We start from the raw sequence: 17,358 nt of genomic DNA on the forward strand, positions 1-17,358 counted from the left end.
CAAACTGCGCACGGCTTGCACCACGGGTCCCCCAATGTAAGGACCATCCGACCCCGGCTATCATCAGAAGGAACTTTTCCCCCACAACTTGCCCCCGAGGAGACTGCATGCCCCAGTCCGCAACCACGCAGCAGGACGGGGATCACCGCGGTTCCGAACGGGTCCAGCGGCGCAGGGATCGCCGTCGCGCCCAGATCTTGGCCCAGGCCACCCGGGTGTTGATTGCCCACGGGTATCAGGGCCTGCACTTGGAAGACGTGGCAGAGCGCGCCGACATTGCCAAGGCAACTCTGTACCACTACTACCCCAGCAAAGATGCCCTGGTGGCAGCAGCCCTGAACAACATTTTTGATCAGGTCATGGCGCGACTCCGCCATCGTTTGGAGACGACCACATCCACCTCCGCTCAGTCCTTATTGCGGGAACTCATTGCTGAACAGTTGTTGATCAGCACGGAGGCTGACACCCAGGATGTTGCCGTGTTCTTCTACCCCAGCACCTGGCCCGCCACCTTTGAGGAGGACATTCGGGCCAAACGCCGGGAACATGATGCTTTGATCCGTGCGGTCGCCCAGCGCGGCATGGACAACGGGGAATTCACTTGCCCCGATCTTGCCGTGGCCATGCACTGCCTTCACGGCGTCCTCAACCAGGCACCCCTGTGGGTTCGCCCCACGTGGCCACACGATCAGCGGCAGACCGCACGTGACCAGGTGGCCAACAGCGCCATGCGGCTTTTCCTCTGAAATACGCTCGAACGACGACGCCGGTCGGCACCCAAGGGGGCCGACCGGCGTCGTTGTGGGGTCAGGTGACGCTCAGCGCGAGAGGGCGGTCATGTCCATCTTGTGCAGGGTTTCGTTGGCCTCGCGGGCACCCAGCAAATCACTCTTGCGCATGAACAGCAGGCCCAGCAGTGAAACCGCAGCGGTGACGGCAAAGAACCAAGCCGGAGAGGACACGTTGCCGGTGTTGGCGATCAGCCAGGAGGCAATGAACGGAGCCGTACCGCCAAAGAGTGCCACCGGAATGTTGTACCCCAACGCAATGCCGGTGGAGCGGACCCGTGTTGGCAGCAATTCACTCATGATGGCGTATGGGACGCCGCAGTAGAGCCCGAATCCGATCGCCACGGCAATCAGCGGTAGCAACAGGCCTGCGGGGCTGGCGGTCGGTGCTGTGTAGAAGAACCAGACAACGGCGGCCGTGAAGTAGATGGTCACCCCGATCAGGAAAATACGCCGATCCCCCATCCGATCTGTGATCAGACCACCGACGGGCATCAGAGCAGCGCCGATACCGCCAGCCACCAACACGTAGGTGAAGGTGATGCCGGGCTGCATCTCAAGGATGGTGGCCAAGTACGTGGTCATGTAGGTGAGGACCAGGTAGAAGCTGGAGGCCAACAGAGCGATCACGGATGCGGTCAACAACAGCTGGCGGGGGTAGCGCAGGACTTCGCGCAGCGGTGCTTTGGAGAGTTTGTTCTCCTTCTGCAGGGCCTTGAATTGCGGGCTGTCTTCCAACTTCAAGCGGATGAAAATGGCGACTGCACCCAGCGGACCCGCCAGTAGGAACGGAATACGCCAGCCCCAATCCGTCATGGTCTGCGCGCCCAGCGCCCACGTCATGCCGTTGCCCACCACGGCACCGATCAATAGCCCTGAAGCGGCAGTGGTCATCAGAAAACTGGTGGCCAAGCCGCGCGAACCCTTTTTGGCGTACTCGGCAATGAATGCGGTGATGGTCGAAACCTCGCCACCGGCAGAGAAGCCCTGGACCAGGCGCAGCAGCACCAACAGTGCGGGGGCCGCCACACCAATGGCGTGGGCGGTTGGCAACATGCCGATCAACATGGTGGCACCGCACATCATGGTCAAGACGATCAGCAGCGTGGACCGCCTGCCAATCTTGTCCGCCAACGGGCCGAAGAACAGACCGCCCAGAGGGCGGATGAAGAAGCTCAGGGCAAACACCGCAAAGGCGCTGAGGATTCCCACCAGAGGGTCCTCCGAGATGAAAAAGTTGGCCCCCACGTAGACAGCCAGGAAGCCGAAGATGCCGTAGTCATACCACTCGATCAGGTGGCCAACGGTGGCTCCAATGAATGCTCGACGGCGCTGTTGCGGCGAGACCTCGATCATGACGGACGGCGCTTCAGCCTCGGCAGTACGGGCGGACTCAACGGGATGGCTCACAGGCACTTGCTCCTACCGTGTGTGGGGATTCCAGCTGAATGCGCGGGCCTGCTCACCTGCGACAGCTGGAACGTTGAGCCTTACGGTAAGACCATTCGGGTGTGATTTCAATCACTTGGTCGAAAAATCGACTCATCGGTCGAAGATTTCAGGATGCTGTGCCCCCGAACCGCCGACTCCCCATCTGGCTGCAGAATCCGCCTCCAGGACGTGGGGCGTCGGCGCAAACCGGGGAGCTCGACAGCCAGATGGGAAGTGGATTCATCCTGCGGGACCTGATGGTCCGCTTGCCTCGCTCACGTTTCCGGATGATCAGTGGAAACCGGTCCGCTTTGATCACCGAAACGCATGCTTGACGTGTTCGTCAACGCCCCAGCAGTACTTGTCTGGCCGCGTGGAGACCGCTGTTCCAGGCACCGTGCACCGTGCCCACATGTGACTCAGCAAGTGCCTCCCCCGCAAAATAGATTCGCCCCTCCACGGGGGAGCGCAACACGGCCCGGTCTGCCTGATCTCCGTTGCTGCCGACATAGGAATATGACCCCTTCACGGATGGGTCCAAGGACCACCCGGTGGTCACCCAGTCAATGGGCTCCGGAACATGAGGGCCGTACATTTCCCGTAGGGCGACCATGGCATCGGCTCGAACTGTCTGCGGGTCTGCCGATTCGTATTCGCGTGCCACATCACCCCCGTTGAAGCCAATCAGGAGGTTTTGGTTTTGATGGCGCGGACGAAACCAACTGACCCATCGGACAGGATCTGTCCCCACCAGGTTGTGCCAATCTGCCTGGGGTTCCCAGAATGGTTCCTCGAACAGAAACGCCGTTTTGCTCAGACACCCCATGGGAATCTTTGATGCAGCCTGGAGATGGTCATCAACAAAGTCGTCAAACTCCATGGCTCCCGAGGCCAACACGGCTGGCGGGACAGTCACAACCACGGCGTCAGCTTCAAAGACACCGGCGGATGACCCCACCGCTACCCCACGGTCAGTGGCACGCACGGTTGTCACCTGTGTGTTGAGCAGGATTCGGAGGTCGGCCATCACCGGTGCGAAAACACCCATGTATCCGTCTGGGAACGTGACATCACCACCATCCAACTCTCCGTCAGAATCTGCCCAGCTCGCCGAGATTTCACGGGGGCTGGCTCCGTAGTTCAGATCGAACAGGTTGGTCATCTGAACCCGTAGGTCATGTGCTTCAGCTGCGGTGAGTGGCCGTTCTGACAGATAGTTGTCAACGGCACTCTGGACCGAAACCTGAGGATCGTCCACCTCGGCAAGGGCTGCCCAGATGATGTCATCCCAGCTGGAGGGGGTTGCGCCCGGACCGGCTACGGGACCACGCTCGGTCTCCCCCTGGGTTAGCACCGTCGCAACTCCGGCATCTTTGGCCAGCCTTGTGATGGGATTTCCGTCAATGCCATGAATCCACGATGCACCCACATCGAGAGCCAACCCGTTCCACATCACAGTATGCACTCGGCCCCCGGCTCGATGCCTTGCCTCCAACAGCGTGACCTCAACACCGGATTCTTGAAGTAAAGAAGCTGCTGCCAGTCCAGCAGCGCCGGCGCCAACAACAATGACGCTGGCGGGTGTACTGCGCGATGATCCCGTGCTAACCATAGTGGCTCCCAAACCTGCTGTTCCAAGGATGAGCGAACGTCGTGTGAGTACGTGGGGACGTCCACCCATGCCTCGCTCCTGCCGCTACCCGCTAACACTTAACCGCTGACCTGCGGATCGAGAGCTCAAATGTATCGCGGCGGATACGAAAAAGGTCAGCCTCCGCGAGCATTCGCGGAGGCTGACCTGGTGGTGGAGCTGAGGGGACTCGAACCCCTGACCCTTTGCATGCCATGCAAATGCGCTACCAGCTGCGCCACAGCCCCATGTGTTGACCCGGAAACTCTACCATGCTGATGGGTGTATCAACGGTGGTTGGAACATGTCCCGTTGGTTCGATGTTCGTTCCCTGTTCGGACAACGCTGTAGAGCCTAGGTCAGATTGATTCAAACCCGCAAATCCACCGCACGCGATCCCTGCGTGCGCCGCTTCCTGTGGTGCACATCTTGCTGTGGATCACATCGAACACACAGAACTCCACGTACACCGGTCAGATCACGGTGGACTGCAACGTGTGCCTGTACTTGCCCCGGAAGAGGCGTCTGGTGGCGGGGTCCAGGAACCAGAGGTAGGCGCCGTATGCAATGGCGATCACAGCGGCAATGGTCCGCCCGGAACTGAGATCAATGTCCAGGTAGGGGAATACGTCGATTTGATCGGAGACCGCGTAGATCATGAAGAACGCGGTCAGGAAGAACAGCACGTCAACCTGCCAATCGGATCGGATTCCGGTCACGGCAAACAGCGGAATCAGCCACACCACGTACCAGGCTTGAATCATGGGTGCAAAAACCACAATGGCAGCAAAAGCCAAGGTCAAACGGCGAATGATCCGCTCATCCCGCCCCACGAACATCATGTAGAGAATCACCGGCACGGCCAAAAGCTGGCCGATGCTGTGGACCAGATCCATGGCTGTGCCCCCGTTGCCACCCACCAAGCCCACCAACACGCTGGCCAGCACCCCCAGCATGCCTACTGGGGCATACCAGATGAACACGGAGCCGGGGGTGGACATGGCAGAGACCCAACCGAACCCGAAATCTGAGACCAGACCCATCACCGCCATGATCGCCACAGACCACAGCAGCGTCAGGAACCAAATCAGGAACTTACGCGGCCAGGAGGCACCCTTGCCTGCCCACAACAAACCGATGAACGGCAGAAACACCAACGTGATGGGTTTGATGGCCACGGACATGGTCACCAGAAAGGCCCCCAGCAAACCGCCACGCCAGTCCCGCCAGGTGGCAGCCGCCAGCACACCTCCCAACGCCAGGGCAATCATGATGGCGTCATTGTGGGCGGCCAGGATGAAGTTGACCAGGAACAACGGGTTTGCAATGGACAACCACAGTGCTCGGGTGGGGTTGATCCCGTGCATCCGCGCCAATTTGGGCACCATCCATGCCATGGCAATCACGGAGATCACACACAAAGCGCGGAACAGCAGAACCGACTGGTCCGGCTGGGCATCCGTGATGGCCACTACGCCCTGTTCCATCCACAAAAACAGCGGACCGTACGGGGGTGGGGATTCACTCCACAGTTGGTCAGCACCCAGTTGAAAAAAGTTCTCAATGTAGGAAACGCCGTACTCATACGGGTTGAGCCCGGACTGCATGACCCGGCCCTGCCCAATGTAGGAGTAGATGTCGCGGCTGAACATGGGAATGGCGACCATCATGGGCAGGGACCACGCAATCATGGCCGCGTTGATCCACTTCCGTGTATCCGGGCCCCAGTGGTTGAGTTTCTGTCCCAACCGCAGCCACTCACGGACCAGCAGCATCCCGCCCAGGGCCACCAAGATGATGGACACGATGGCACCTGGCGTGGTGAAACGCAGCGCAATCACCACGGGGTTTTGCCTGATCTCAGAAACCGCCGCCAGCCATCCCACACCCAGGGAACCCACAAAGAGAAAAATCGAGCCGATGGTTCCGGCAATCACAGTTCGCAACGGAGAACGCCGCAGCCGATCCTGAGAGATGACCCCGGGCTGCGTCGTCGTCGTGCTGCCCGTGCGCTCAGCCGCGGCAGCGCCCTCCCCCGTTGTGGAGTGGCCATTCGCGCTGGACGGGCTGGGGTTGGAATTGGCTGCTGACACAGGTCCCCTCTGGTGTGGGCTGAGGAATGCGGGATACCTGACAACCACTGAATGAACCGCGTGTGCCCAACACAGTGAGGGGAGGATGCCCGCGGTCCAAGGCCGTGAATCTGCGGTCGATCGTGGGCCATCCTACCGGGGGCCATGCGGCGTAACCCGGGCGCCATGCGCATGACCGTGGCATTACAGGTGCAGTCGGGGGCTATAAAGTGGTGTGAGTGGCTATTTCCAATGAACGAATCGTGTGGATCGACTGCGAGATGACTGGGCTCTCCCTGGAGGATGACGCCCTCATTGAAGTTGCCGTTCTGGTGACTGACGATCAGCTCAACGTGCTCGGCGACGGTGTGGACGTGGTGATCAAACCCACGGATGAAGCGTTGACGCAGATGAACGATTTTGTCCGCAACATGCACACGTCCTCGGGTCTCCTGGAGGAACTACCCCAGGGCACCACCATGGAACAGGCGCAGCAAGCGGTCCTGGATTACGTTCGCCAGTGGGTTCCAGAACCCGGCAAAGCACCGCTGGCCGGCAACTCCGTGGGCACTGATCGTACGTTCCTGGTCCGGGACATGCCGGAACTGATTGAGCACCTGCACTATCGCGTCATAGATGTCTCCACCATCAAAGAACTGTCCCGCCGTTGGTACCCCCGCGCGTATTTCCAGTCCCCACCCAAGACCGGCAACCACCGTGCCCTGGGTGACATTCAAGATTCCATTGACGAGCTGCGCTACTACCGCGGTGCGGTTTTTGTTGCCGATCCTGGACCGTCCTCGGACAAAGCCCGGGACGTTGCGGCCAGCATTGAAGCCTCCCGCACCGGCAGCGACTCACACACCGCCACCCCCAACGACGACGCCCCGCGAACCAACCTCAGCTGAGCACCTCACACGCGGCACGCAGTCCATCACAAATGGGTTATAGTGGTCCGCGTTGCTTTCGCGGCTGGAGGATGTTCCGCTGTCCGTGAAGTGCATCTTGGTGGGCGTAGCTCAGTCGGCAGAGCGCCTGGTTGTGGTCCAGGAGGTCGCGGGTTCAACCCCCGTCGCTCACCCCATCACTTTGTGAGGCCAGCTTTCCCGTACGCAGCGGGAAAGCTGGCCTCACGTTTTCTTCTGTGCCGGCTGAAAACTCACACTCGGCTGGAGGCTCGGGCTCACGGACACTCGGGGCGCCGTCGACTTCCCCCTGTGCGGTCGACTTCCCCGGAAAGCGCCGAGCTCCCACCTTGTAGGGCCCAAAAATGCAGCCGGGTGGGAAGTCAACGCCCGGGTGGGAAGTCAACCGCATTCCTGACCCGCGTAAGGTGGTTCCGTGAACACCCCTGAACACCCAGCGAGCGGCGGAACCGCCGAACACCAGCCCTCCCCGCGCGGTCACACTTCCGGAACCTCCTGGGATTCACTGATCCGTAACGGCGCCCTACTCCTGGTGCTGCTGGTCATGGTGTGGCTGGTGTTCAACGTTGATCTACCCACCGCTGCTCAGATGGAAGACCGGATAGATGATTTCGGTTGGCTGGCCTGGTTGGTGTTCATTGGCGTTTACGCCGTCGTAGCGCTGACTCCCATCCCGGTCACGGTCATGGCGGTCACCGGCGGCCTGCTTTTTGGCGTGGGCTTGGGCAGCGGCCTGTCCGTGATCGGAGTGCTGCTGGGCTCGTGGGGTGGGTATTGGATCGCACGGGCGTTGGGCACTGATCTGGTGCGCAAGCTCCTGGGCTCGCACGGGCAGAGGGTGGAAAGTTATCTGGATGGAGCAGGTTTTGAAGCCGTTGCAACCCTGCGGCTGATGCCCGGTATCCCGTACTGGCCGGTCAATTACGGCAGCGGGGCATTTGGCATTGACCAGCGCACATTTCTGTCTGCCAGCGTGGTCTCCGTGGTGCCTGGGCAGATCTCACTGGTGGCGTTGGGCGCCGTCGTTGCCAATCCCACCTGGTACAACATGACCGCCGTGGGCGTGGGATGGGCTGCGGTGATCACCATGACCGTGGTGGCATCCCGGCGCTGGAAGCGCGCCACCCGCGAAAACCGCAGCCATGGCTGACACTCCACTGCACCCCACAACGACGACGCCCCTCCCCCGGCCCACGCTCAGGCCTTGCGGGTTCTGAATCCCTCCGGTGCCACTGCGAGCTTCACGGCAAAGGCCAGGAACAAGGACATTGGAACAATCTCTCCCAGGGTCTCCGTCCAGGCCACAACACGCAGCACCTGACCGGGAACGTGGCCTTGCAGCATGATCGCCAACATGTCCAAACCGATAGCAAAGACCGCCAACAGCGCCAAGATTCCCACCATGACCCACGATTGTTTGCGGGCCCAGGCATCCGCTTTGAGGTATGCGGTGACCAGTGGAACCAGCACCATGATGCCCAGTACCGCCCAGATCAGCAGCTCCCCAAAGTCCTCCGGGCGCAAGCCCAGTGCGGGTTGCAGTCCCAGGGACTCAGCCAACACCTCACCGGCTTCCTCGTGGACCTGAAAGAGGTCGTCAACAACCACCACGAACAGCGCGAAGCCCCAGGCACCCAGCAGCGCACTGCGGTGGGCTCGGGCCAGGACGGCCAGAACAACTGCGGCGGCGAACAGTTGGATGTGGCCCCAAATCTCAATGTGGGAACCGTCGTAATCTCCCTCCCAAGCCAACGGGGCAAAGATGCCGAGGATGCCTTCCTCGGTACCATCGCCCATGTTGTGAGCCACGTTGGCCAGCATGAAGAAGGCATTGACCAACAACAGGATCAGCAGCGTCCACCACACCACGCTGCGGGCAGGCAAGGGTGCACGCAGGGTGGCAGCCCGTGCGGATTCTGGAGGCACTGACCACTCGGCCGCAACGGCCGCTGAGTCTTCCCGTGACGTGGTGTGCTTGCTCATGTTGATCCCCCAATGATCGAGTTGCTGAGTCGAGCCCGTGTCACACCCGTGACGGCCCGCGTTCCCAATGGCACGCCATGGTAGCCCGGAAAATTAAGAGAGTTTTAATGTGGTGTTCACCGGGAATGCCCAGCTCTGTGATCCGCAGCCAGCTGGGTCAGCCTCTGCGCGTCACGGCTCGCACGGCCAAGAACAGTCCCAGGGCGGCCCAGATCGCCAAAATCAGAACATCTCTGCCACTGGCGGTGAAGGTCTCCGAGGCCAGTCCAGCCCGGATCAGATCGGCTGCCGGACGCACGGGAAGGGCATCGTGAACAGCTGCAAACCACTGCGGCAGCTGGGATGCCGGGAACGTCACGGGCGAGAACAGCAACACAAAAAACACCAGAACCTGTGACAGCAGCTGCGCGACCATGGGCTTGAAGGTCAAAGCGATGGCATAGCCGACCGCTGTGGCCGTGATCGCCACCAACAGCGCGGCCCCCACCAGCTGAGCCCAGCTGATCGAGAGCTCCAACTGATAGCGCACTGCCGCCACGGCCACGCCTGCCGCCACTCCGGGTAACCCCACCACCAGCCACAACACCAGATCCACCAGAACCAGCAGCGGGCGGGCAATGGGCAGTGAGCGCATGTAGTCCAACGTGCCATTGAGCCTGGCCGTGGCCACCGCTTGGGGCACAATCACCAGCCCTATGGTCATCAGCAGCACCGTGGGGATACCGGTGGAGAGAAACAGCGCGGTGTCCGAGCTGATATCGGGGATGATGAAACCAAAACCGACCGCTATTCCGGCGGCCATCATGACTTGGACAATCAGCACCAGTGGCAACATGGGCCCCACTGCAGCCAGTTGCCAACGCAGCAGGGTGGTGCACTGTGTTGCCAAGCCCACCGCCTGAGCCTGGGGAGCAGCCAGCCCATCCGGTTCCCGCCACCCATGGCCATGCCTGAGCTCATGGCCACGCCTGAGCTCATGGCCGCTTTGGGGCTCATGGCTGTCGCGCTGGACGGGACTCATGCCGCCTCCCCTCCGACTTCCCCGGTCAGGCGCAGATACACCTGTTCCAGAGAACTGGCGGGATCGTCGTGGCCTCCGACTGCGGGCAGCAGCTCCCCCGGCGTTCCGTTGGCAACAACCCGGCCCCGATTCATCACCACCACCTGGTCCAGTACCCGTTCCGCCTCCACCACGTTGTGCGTCACCAACAGCACCCCGGCGCCGTCGTCCGCACGGCGTCGTACCGCATCCCAGAGACGACGACGCCGTGCAGGGTCAATGTCGTTGGTCGGTTCATCCAAGATGATGACCGGCGCGGGAACAGCCACCGCCATGCCGAATGCCGCCAAGCGGCGAATACCGCCGGACAAGCCCCGCCCTTCTGGAAGGGCCCGCTGATCCAGCCACTGGGCAATGTCCAGCTCCTCTGCCAGTTCCGTGGCCACCTGTTTGGCGTGGGACCTTGAGGCGCCACGCAATCTGGCAGACAGCCATATGGCTTGACGTGGGGTGAGGCCATCTATTGGCGCCTGCGACTGCGATTGGGCTGCCACCACGGTCCGAGCCTTGCCGGGGTGTGCCACAGCATCAATGCCTACAACCTGGATCTTGCCGCTGTCCGGGCGCAGCAACCCCAGAACTTGGGAGACCAACGTGGTTTTCCCCGCGCCGTTATGTCCCAGCAGCCCCACCACCTGGCCGGATGAGACGGACAGGCTGACGTCGTCGTTGGCCACAACCGACCCGAATCGACGAGTCACGCCCTGAATCTGGAGCAATGCACTCACATCATCACCTCAAATACTGTTGGTATCCGAATACCAACAGTATTTGAATTTGTGAATGCCGGTCAAGGCCATCAGACAATTAAGCTCTATCCATGACCGCCGATCACCGCGACCCCTTGTCCCGCAAAGACCGGCAAGAGCAAACCCGTCAGTCCTTGATCTTGGCGGCGCGCTCCGTTTTCGCCCGGGATGGTTACCACAAGGCCAATCTGGCAGCCATTGCCCAGGAGGCCGGCTTCTCCAAAGGCGCGGTCTACTCCAACTTCCCCCACAAAGCTGCGCTGTTTCTGGCCGTGATGGACGTGAACATGCTGACCTCCGGCCATGCCGATGACTGCACCTCCACCGCTGCTCTGACCCGCACCACCGTCCCCGACACCGCACCGCCCGATGCCGTACGAGGTTTTGCCCTGGCCACCCTGGAGTTCATTGCCGTGGCTGCCCGTGATCACACGCTGAGCCACGAACTCGCCGAGCGCCAGGTCAAGCTCACGGAGCACTACACCGTGATCGCAGAAGCGCAGCGCCATGAGCATGACCCCTTGACCGCTGGAGAGCTGGGGAGCCTGATGGCGGCACTCGATCAGGGGATTGGGTTCCTCACGTTGGCCAACCGTGATGCTGTACCGCAAGAACTGCAGCACGTGGGCATGCAGCGTCTTCTACGCTCATCTGTCTAGCTGGAGAGGCTGAGCCGGGCACCGGCGGGCAACTGAATTGTTGTGGTCACAGCTGTGACACCTGGAACGCGCGGTGTGGAACTGAACCCAAAAGTTGGTGCAGGCACCACGTCCGTCAAATCTCCCAAGGACAGACCGTCCCAGTGCACTCGGGAGTGGGTCAGACGGTGGAGGTCATGCGCTGCGTACCATTCGGTGCGATCCCCTCCGGCAGAGCCGAGGGTTTGCACCCCCGGCATCACACGGGCAGCCACAGGGTTGGCCAGCCGTGCAAAAGTGTGCGTCCTACTCATCTGTGGCGGCACCGCACACAGTAGATGTCCCAGGGAAGTTCGCGGCCCGACGGTGAAATCCCAGGTCAGTGGGCCGACAGAAACCGACCAGTTGGAACCACGGTTGGTGCCCGTGCGCGCCAGATGCACGGGTGTGACCACCACCTGGTCAAAGCCATAGGTGCTACTCACAAACTCCGCCGCCCAAGGATCAGGAGCCAACAACACGCGGTGGCCATCGGATCGTTGCACCATGACATCCGCAAAAGCCCCGTGCGGCGTGCGCCACCAGCTACCCAGAACCAAGCGCGTCCCTTCGGCTGTCCCAGCCCCCACAATGTGACCGTGAAAACGCAACCGCTGTGATCCATACATGCTTCGATGCTAATGAACGCTCCGCGTGGAGCACCTCGACTCACCAGGAGCGGATGCCGCCGCGCCACCCCTCCCGCCGCTGGATGCCATGTCATACCGTGGTCTCATGTCCTTTCTGACGCGCAACCTGCCGCTTTCCACCGCCGGCTTGCTGGCACTCGGTGTAGCACTGACCTCGTGCGGTGAATCCCGGGACTCCTCCCAGCCGTCCCCCACCACGTCCGTTGCATCCCCCGCATCCGGTGCAGGCAGCCCAGGTTCGCCCTCCGCAACCGGTGAAGACGACGACGCTGCGGGGGCGACGTCGTTCTCACTGTCTGAGGAGCAAAATCCCCCGTTTTCGGTGGAGGCCGTGGGGACCTACGACTCTCCGTGGGCGGTGGAGATTCTGCCCGGGGGCCAAAGCCTTCTGATCACCACCCGTGACGGCACTGTGATCCTGCGCGATCTTGACGGTGACCGTGAGCTTTCGCTCACCGGGGTGCCTGAGCCCGTTGTTGCAGGTCAAGGTGGTTTGGGGGACGTGGTGGCCGGTCCCACGTATGACCAGGACGGCACGGTGTACCTCAGCTGGGTGCAGGCTGGCGATACCGGCACAGGTGCTGTGATCGGGCGCGCCACCTTGGAGGATTCGGGCGATCAAACAGCCTTGGAAGACCTGGAAGTGATCTGGGAGCAGGTTCCCAAAACCACCGGCAACGGTCATTTCGGCCATCGCATGGCCTTCAGCCCGGACGGCGAGCATCTGTTTGTGACCTCCGGTGACCGGCAAGAAATGGACCCGGCCCAAGATCTGGACAGTTCACTCGGCAAGATCCTGCGTCTGACCCCAGACGGGGAACCGGCGCCGGGCAATCCCTTTGCCGACCGCGGTGAGGTGGCAGCCGAGGTGTGGAGCTACGGCCACCGGAATCCGCTAGGGCTGGCTTTTGCCCCGGATGGCACGCTGTGGTCCTCGGAGATGGGACCCCAGGGAGGTGATGAACTCAACCGCATTGAGGAAGGCCAGAATTACGGGTGGCCGCAAGCATCCAATGGTTCGCACTACGGCGGTGGGGACATCCCGGATCACACCGACTCAGACGAGTTCACCGGCCCGCAGGCCTGGTGGAATCCCAGCGTCTCCCCCGCGGGCATGATCATCTACGACTCTGATCTGTTCCCGGATTTCCAAGGGGATGCGCTGATCGGAGCACTCTCCGGGCAGGCGCTGATCCACGTCCGGATTGACGGCGACCGTGCCATTGACGGGCAGATTTGGCCGATGGAAGCGCGGATCAGGGACATCGCACAGGCACCGGATGGCTCCATCTGGGTGATTGAGGACGGCAGCGACGCTCAGTTGTTACGCCTCACACCGCAAACGTGAACGGCCAAAGCTGCCCCGGTCCACGGGAAACGCAGGAATCTCAGGTATCTCGGGAAGCTCAGGCGCGAGAAATACGCGATGCCTCCGCCACCTGTTCACCCGACGGGCGTACGCCGGTGTAGAGCACAAATTGCTCCGCGGCCTGCAGGGCAATCACCTCAGCACCGGTGATGACGGGTTTGCCCACTGACCGAGCGGCCAAGACCAAGGGGGTTTCCGAAGGAAAGGCCACAACGTCAAAGATGGTCTTGGCGCGGTCGATGGCATCCTGTGGTGCCGCCAGATCGTGCTCGGCAGGACCACCGGACATGCCCACGGGTGTGGCGTTCAGAAGCAGCTCGGCTTCAACACCATCCAAGGTCGGTGCCCAGGCGTGACCGTACTGCTCGGCCAGAGCACGCCCGGTCTCTTCATTACGGGCCACCACGGTTCCGGGGCCGAACCCGGCATTGGTCAGCGCGGCCACGGCAGCCTTGGCCATGCCACCCGCACCCAGCACGGCAAAGGAGCACGGCTGCACCGCGTGTGAATCCAGAAGGTCGTAAATCGCCTGGTAGTCGGTGTTGTAGGCGGTCAAACGGCCGTCGTTGTTCACGATCGTGTTCACCGATTGGATGGCTTCCGCCGACTGCGCCATCTCATCCACCAGTGGAATGACATCTTCCTTCCACGGCATGGACACAGCACAGCCGCGGATGCCCAGACCACGGACACCTGCAATGGCTTGGGTGATGTCCGTGGTGGTGAAGGCCTTGTAGACGTAGTTCAGATCCAGTACCTCATACAGATGATTGTGAAAGCGGGTCCCGATGTTCGTGGGCCGGGCTGACAGTGAGATACAGAGCTGGGTGTCCTTGTTGATGTCTTTCACCTGCACACAATCTCACGGGTTGGGCGCCCTACACCGTTTGTTGCGCCATTTGTTGCGCCAGGTTTGCCCGTAAAAACCGTGTGCTGGCGGGGAGACAGGATCGTATGTGACCTGTCTGCCCGCGTGCACAAGGTTCTTCCAGCGAATCAGGCCCGGGGCCTGATCGCTCAGTCCCAGGAACCGTTCCGCTCAGTTCCGGGAACCGTTCCGTTCAAGGGCCAGCAGACTCTCCTTGGCCTCCAATCCACCCAGGTAGCCTCCCAAACTGCCATCTGTACGGACCACCCGGTGACAAGGCACCACAATGGGCAGCGGGTTGGTGGCGCAGGCAGAAGCCACAGCGCGTACGGCACGGGCGTTACCGGCCAGCTCGGCCAAGTGGGCATAGGACACGGTGTGGCCGTAGGCAATACGCGGTAGCTGACGCTGCACATGATCGCGGAACCCGCGGGACAGTTGATGATCCAGCTCAAGCTCAAATTCCCGGCGCTCACCCCGGAAGTACTCATCGAGTTGCCGGGCTGCGTTGTCCAAACGTGCGGGCGCGGACAGGATTCGCGGACTCACCCTCTGCGCCAGCTCACTGAGCAGGCTGTCGAATCCTTGGGACTCAAAACCGACTTTGACCACACCGCGTTCCGTGGTGGCCACCAGCAAGGTGCCCAGCGGTGAATCAAGCTCCCTGAAAGCCACGTCAAGCAGCCCGTCCTTCTGCGCTGTGGCAGCCAATTGGGAGCGCAGGCGGGCAACGTCATCTCCGGAGGCGTTCAACTGAGTCTCCAGGTCCGTCACAAAGTCCTGTTGGGTTGGGTTGGTCATTCTCTTCACCTGTTCTGTATCTCTTCCGCTGTGCAAGACGCCGTGTTCAGGACGAAGTCTGGCTGGTACCAAACTGCGCCTCATGCCCCAGGGCCTCCCGCAATGCCCGGACACCATCCGCAGAGGCTCTTCTGACGGAGGCCGCGCTGCCTCCAATCAGTTCCGCGGTCTGCGCATGACTCAAGCCGCCCAAAAAGTGATAGGCAACAGATAGCCTCTGGCGTTGCGGCAATGCCCCCACGGCCTGCCACACGTGGTGGTTCTCCACGTCCGGATTGCCCCACGGGGAGGCTGTCTCAGGCACGCTGTCCACCGGCACTGCCCCGCGGGATCGGGCACGCAGCACGTCAATGGTTTTTCGCTGTGCCACACGCACCAGCCAGGCCTGAACGTTGGTCTGGGCATCCAGTTGAGGCCACGCCTTCATGGCAGCCAAAAACGTTTCCGACCAGGCGTCTTCCGCCTCCGTCCCGGGACCAAGGGCTGCGCGGCAGACCCGCATGACCGTTTGGCCATGCGTCTCCACGGCATTCTCAAAGGGCTGTTTCATGTTCATCACACCGTAGACGCGTCAGAGGGCAGGTTTGTGAGGTCATCGGAAAAGTTTTTCTCCAGCATGTATTGCCGGCGCGCAACATCGGGAGCATGCACTCACCTCCGGGCAAGGCCGCCTGTGGTGCAATGGGTTCGTGCATGTCTTCAGTGTGATCCTTGCTGTCCTCCCGCTGGCGTTGCTTTCAGCGGTCAGCCCCATGGTTCTGGTGAACTCCACCACCATTCAATTACGTGATGGTGCCCGGGGCGGCCTGCAGTACCTCTTGGGAAATGCGCTGATTGCCGGCCTCATCTGCGTGGTCGGTGGTGGCTTGTTGGGTGCGGCCTTTACGACTTTTGTGGAGCGCGAAGTTGTCTCCACCGGCGTGGACACCGTCTTGGCGCTTGTTTTGCTGGGGTACGGCATTCACCTGCTGCGCCAGGATCGTCACCCCGCGCCCAACGCCGGGCAGAACGCGAATAATTTGACTCGCGGGTGCATCACCATGGCCACCAATTTCACCTCCATACCTCTGCTCTTGGCCGCATCTCAGCACTTGGGTGCCTCCAATTGGCCGGTGTGGGCAGTAGTTCCCGGGCTGGCAGTGGTCATGTCCATCACCCTGCTCCCGGCGTGGCTTCCCGTTCTCCTGGCCAAAATCATGCCCTCAGCTCTGGCTCGGATTCAGGCCCACCAGCAGCACGGGCATCAGAACGGGTGGGGCGCTCGGATTTCAGGTCTGCTGCCGGTGGCCACCTGTTTTCTGGGGGCTGCGGCCTTGATCCTGCACGCAGTTTCACACCTCTGAGCGCAGTTGGCCGCCGCCACGGCAAGCCGTCAGCGGCCCCTGCCACGCAGCTCCAGTAGAATCGGCTGCCGTCCCGGCACACACCGTAACCCGCACCAAGGAGCTGCTCGCATGCCCATTCGCCCCGTGGTCATCACCGGCAACCCCACCCTTCACCGGCCCGCCGCCAAGGTCACGGAGTTCAATCAAGAATTGCGAGACTTGGTTGCGGACATGCACCTCACCATGGACGCGGCCCACGGCGTTGGCCTGGCCGCTCCGCAAATCGGAGTGGGGCTGCGTATTTTCACCTTTGTTTTCCCCAACGATGACGACGCCCCCGACCGCGGCGAAATCATCAACCCCGTGTTGACGGTGGGCAAAATTTCCGAGGAGAACCCGGACCCGGAGGAAGAAACCGAGGGCTGCCTTTCGGTGCCCGGATTGAGTTTTCCGCTGAAACGGGCAGACTGGGTGAAAATTGCGGGCTTTGACGTTGACGGTCAACCCATTGGCTGGGAAGCCAATGGTTGGTTTGCCCGCGTGATGCAGCACGAGTACGACCACCTGGACGGCAAGCTCTACGTGGATCGACTCAATGCCAAGTGGGGGAAGAAGGCCAAAAAGGCTGTCCGCGCCCAGGGATGGGGTGTACCGGGCAACAGCTGGGAGCCCGGAGTTGATGAGGACCCGTTCGGCCACGATCAGGATTGAACGCACGCCCAGGACTGAACACAGCCCGAAAACTGCTGACCCCACCAACGCGTAGCAGCGTGAACGGCACTAGGGCATGTCTCCCCAAGTGGGTGACGCGAGCCGACGCCGACTACATTCACGCAGTTCAGCCGCCGAGCCTCCAACAGGTACACGCCAGGAGCGGCGTTTGCAGATATTTCAAACCCCGTCAGATTCCGGTGAGCGGGTGGTGTGGCCGGGCTGGCAGCTCGACCTCGATGGTCTCGGCTGGCCTGAGTTGGTACGCAAATCGCCCAGGATCGAGGCGATTCTTGGTCTTTTGCGTACCGAATGAGG

Annotated in this window: 18 protein-coding genes and 2 tRNA genes; 9 read left to right on the plus strand and 11 right to left on the minus strand. The window is 61.5% G+C overall.

Going from position 1 to position 17,358, the window contains the following annotated elements; genetic code table 11:
• Positions 1–107: 107 nt before the first annotated feature.
• Positions 108–746 carry a TetR/AcrR family transcriptional regulator gene (locus Q4G32_RS05630; RefSeq protein WP_303349888.1) on the plus strand — a complete coding sequence of 213 codons (639 nt, stop codon included), beginning with the start codon at positions 108–110 and terminating at the stop codon, positions 744–746.
• Between the two features lie 72 nt (positions 747–818).
• On the opposite strand, the gene Q4G32_RS05635 is transcribed toward Q4G32_RS05630, so the two are convergent.
• The 4 genes from Q4G32_RS05635 to mptB form a co-directional block, all read right to left on the minus strand.
• A complete protein-coding gene (locus Q4G32_RS05635) occupies positions 819–2,198 on the minus strand; it encodes an MFS transporter (protein WP_303349889.1) in 1,380 nt (459 codons plus the stop codon).
• Between the two features lie 364 nt (positions 2,199–2,562).
• Complete coding sequence (locus tag Q4G32_RS05640; RefSeq protein WP_303349891.1) at positions 2,563–3,831, minus strand: flavin monoamine oxidase family protein; 1,269 nt, start codon at positions 3,829–3,831, stop codon at positions 2,563–2,565.
• A gap of 190 nt (positions 3,832–4,021) precedes the next feature.
• Positions 4,022–4,097: transfer RNA gene (locus Q4G32_RS05645), tRNA-Ala, on the minus strand.
• Between the two features lie 225 nt (positions 4,098–4,322).
• The gene (gene mptB, locus Q4G32_RS05650) at positions 4,323–5,942 is read right to left on the minus strand and encodes a polyprenol phosphomannose-dependent alpha 1,6 mannosyltransferase MptB (RefSeq protein ID WP_303349893.1); all 1,620 of its coding nucleotides are present in this window, start codon (positions 5,940–5,942) and stop codon (positions 4,323–4,325) included.
• A 218-nt stretch (positions 5,943–6,160) separates the two neighbouring features.
• Between mptB and orn the strand changes: the two genes are divergently transcribed.
• From orn to Q4G32_RS05665, 3 genes are all read left to right on the plus strand, one after another.
• Positions 6,161–6,829, plus strand: coding sequence for an oligoribonuclease (gene orn / locus Q4G32_RS05655; RefSeq protein ID WP_303349895.1), 669 nt, complete (start codon positions 6,161–6,163; stop codon positions 6,827–6,829).
• A gap of 100 nt (positions 6,830–6,929) precedes the next feature.
• Positions 6,930–7,005, plus strand: a tRNA-His gene (locus tag Q4G32_RS05660).
• Between the two features lie 257 nt (positions 7,006–7,262).
• Positions 7,263–7,997, plus strand: coding sequence for a TVP38/TMEM64 family protein (locus tag Q4G32_RS05665; RefSeq protein ID WP_303349896.1), 735 nt, complete (start codon positions 7,263–7,265; stop codon positions 7,995–7,997).
• A gap of 47 nt (positions 7,998–8,044) precedes the next feature.
• Here the strand turns inward: Q4G32_RS05665 and Q4G32_RS05670 are convergent, their stop codons facing one another.
• The 3 genes from Q4G32_RS05670 to Q4G32_RS05680 form a co-directional block, all read right to left on the minus strand.
• Positions 8,045–8,830: a hypothetical protein gene (locus Q4G32_RS05670; protein WP_303349897.1), complete on the minus strand. Its 786-nt coding sequence runs from the start codon at positions 8,828–8,830 to the stop codon at positions 8,045–8,047.
• A 157-nt stretch (positions 8,831–8,987) separates the two neighbouring features.
• Entirely contained in the window at positions 8,988–9,851 is an 864-nt protein-coding gene (locus tag Q4G32_RS05675) for an ABC transporter permease (protein ID WP_303349899.1), read from the minus strand.
• The gene (locus Q4G32_RS05680; RefSeq protein ID WP_303349900.1) at positions 9,848–10,618 is read right to left on the minus strand and encodes an ABC transporter ATP-binding protein; all 771 of its coding nucleotides are present in this window, start codon (positions 10,616–10,618) and stop codon (positions 9,848–9,850) included. Before Q4G32_RS05680 ends, Q4G32_RS05675 begins: the two co-directional genes overlap by 4 nt.
• Before the next feature lie 92 nt (positions 10,619–10,710).
• On the opposite strand from Q4G32_RS05680, the gene Q4G32_RS05685 reads away from it, so the two are divergent.
• Positions 10,711–11,298, plus strand: coding sequence for a TetR/AcrR family transcriptional regulator (locus Q4G32_RS05685; RefSeq protein ID WP_303349902.1), 588 nt, complete (start codon positions 10,711–10,713; stop codon positions 11,296–11,298).
• Here the strand turns inward: Q4G32_RS05685 and Q4G32_RS05690 are convergent.
• Entirely contained in the window at positions 11,295–11,945 is a 651-nt protein-coding gene (locus tag Q4G32_RS05690) for a hypothetical protein (protein ID WP_303349904.1), read from the minus strand. The two genes, Q4G32_RS05685 and Q4G32_RS05690, sit on opposite strands and share 4 nt — an antisense overlap.
• 106 nt (positions 11,946–12,051) lie before the next feature.
• Between Q4G32_RS05690 and Q4G32_RS05695 the strand changes: the two genes are divergently transcribed.
• Complete coding sequence (locus Q4G32_RS05695) at positions 12,052–13,314, plus strand: PQQ-dependent sugar dehydrogenase (protein WP_303349906.1); 1,263 nt, start codon at positions 12,052–12,054, stop codon at positions 13,312–13,314.
• A 58-nt stretch (positions 13,315–13,372) separates the two neighbouring features.
• Here Q4G32_RS05695 and Q4G32_RS05700 read toward each other — a convergent pair whose 3' ends face one another.
• The 3 genes from Q4G32_RS05700 to Q4G32_RS05710 form a co-directional block, all read right to left on the minus strand.
• The gene (locus Q4G32_RS05700) at positions 13,373–14,185 is read right to left on the minus strand and encodes a shikimate 5-dehydrogenase (RefSeq protein WP_303349908.1); all 813 of its coding nucleotides are present in this window, start codon (positions 14,183–14,185) and stop codon (positions 13,373–13,375) included.
• 189 nt (positions 14,186–14,374) lie between these two features.
• A complete protein-coding gene (locus Q4G32_RS05705) occupies positions 14,375–15,004 on the minus strand; it encodes a methylated-DNA--[protein]-cysteine S-methyltransferase (RefSeq protein ID WP_303349910.1) in 630 nt (209 codons plus the stop codon).
• Positions 15,005–15,050: 46 nt separating this feature from the next.
• Complete coding sequence (locus Q4G32_RS05710; protein WP_303349912.1) at positions 15,051–15,554, minus strand: RNA polymerase sigma factor; 504 nt, start codon at positions 15,552–15,554, stop codon at positions 15,051–15,053.
• Positions 15,555–15,693: 139 nt separating this feature from the next.
• On the opposite strand from Q4G32_RS05710, the gene Q4G32_RS05715 reads away from it, so the two are divergent.
• From Q4G32_RS05715 to Q4G32_RS05725, 3 genes are all read left to right on the plus strand, one after another.
• On the plus strand, positions 15,694–16,347 hold the full coding sequence (locus tag Q4G32_RS05715) for a hypothetical protein (RefSeq protein WP_303349914.1): 654 nt from the start codon (positions 15,694–15,696) through the stop codon (positions 16,345–16,347).
• 111 nt (positions 16,348–16,458) lie between these two features.
• The gene (gene def / locus Q4G32_RS05720; RefSeq protein WP_303349916.1) at positions 16,459–17,040 is read left to right on the plus strand and encodes a peptide deformylase; all 582 of its coding nucleotides are present in this window, start codon (positions 16,459–16,461) and stop codon (positions 17,038–17,040) included.
• Between the two features lie 169 nt (positions 17,041–17,209).
• Positions 17,210–17,356: a hypothetical protein gene (locus Q4G32_RS05725; RefSeq protein ID WP_303349917.1), complete on the plus strand. Its 147-nt coding sequence runs from the start codon at positions 17,210–17,212 to the stop codon at positions 17,354–17,356.
• The last annotated feature ends 2 nt before the right edge of the window (positions 17,357–17,358 follow it).

Origin of the sequence: Kocuria sp. (assembly GCF_030538595.1) — a bacterium.
Classification (GTDB): domain Bacteria; phylum Actinomycetota; class Actinomycetes; order Actinomycetales; family Micrococcaceae; genus Kocuria.

Bases quoted from the DNA above. Each gene is read 5' to 3' on its own strand.
- Q4G32_RS05630 (WP_303349888.1), top strand. From the start codon at position 108: ATGCCCCAGTCCGCAACCACGCAGCAGGACGGGGATCACCGCGGTTCC.
- Q4G32_RS05705 (WP_303349910.1), bottom strand. From the start codon at position 15,004: ATGACCAACCCAACCCAACAGGACTTTGTGACGGACCTGGAGACTCAG.
- Q4G32_RS05675 (WP_303349899.1), bottom strand. From the start codon at position 9,851: ATGAGTCCCGTCCAGCGCGACAGCCATGAGCCCCAAAGCGGCCATGAG.
- Q4G32_RS05710 (WP_303349912.1), bottom strand. From the start codon at position 15,554: ATGAAACAGCCCTTTGAGAATGCCGTGGAGACGCATGGCCAAACGGTC.
- Q4G32_RS05695 (WP_303349906.1), top strand. From the start codon at position 12,052: ATGTCCTTTCTGACGCGCAACCTGCCGCTTTCCACCGCCGGCTTGCTG.
- Q4G32_RS05640 (WP_303349891.1), bottom strand. From the start codon at position 3,831: ATGGTTAGCACGGGATCATCGCGCAGTACACCCGCCAGCGTCATTGTT.
- Q4G32_RS05685 (WP_303349902.1), top strand. From the start codon at position 10,711: ATGACCGCCGATCACCGCGACCCCTTGTCCCGCAAAGACCGGCAAGAG.
- Q4G32_RS05690 (WP_303349904.1), bottom strand. From the start codon at position 11,945: ATGTATGGATCACAGCGGTTGCGTTTTCACGGTCACATTGTGGGGGCT.
- Q4G32_RS05670 (WP_303349897.1), bottom strand. From the start codon at position 8,830: ATGAGCAAGCACACCACGTCACGGGAAGACTCAGCGGCCGTTGCGGCC.
- def (WP_303349916.1), top strand. From the start codon at position 16,459: ATGCCCATTCGCCCCGTGGTCATCACCGGCAACCCCACCCTTCACCGG.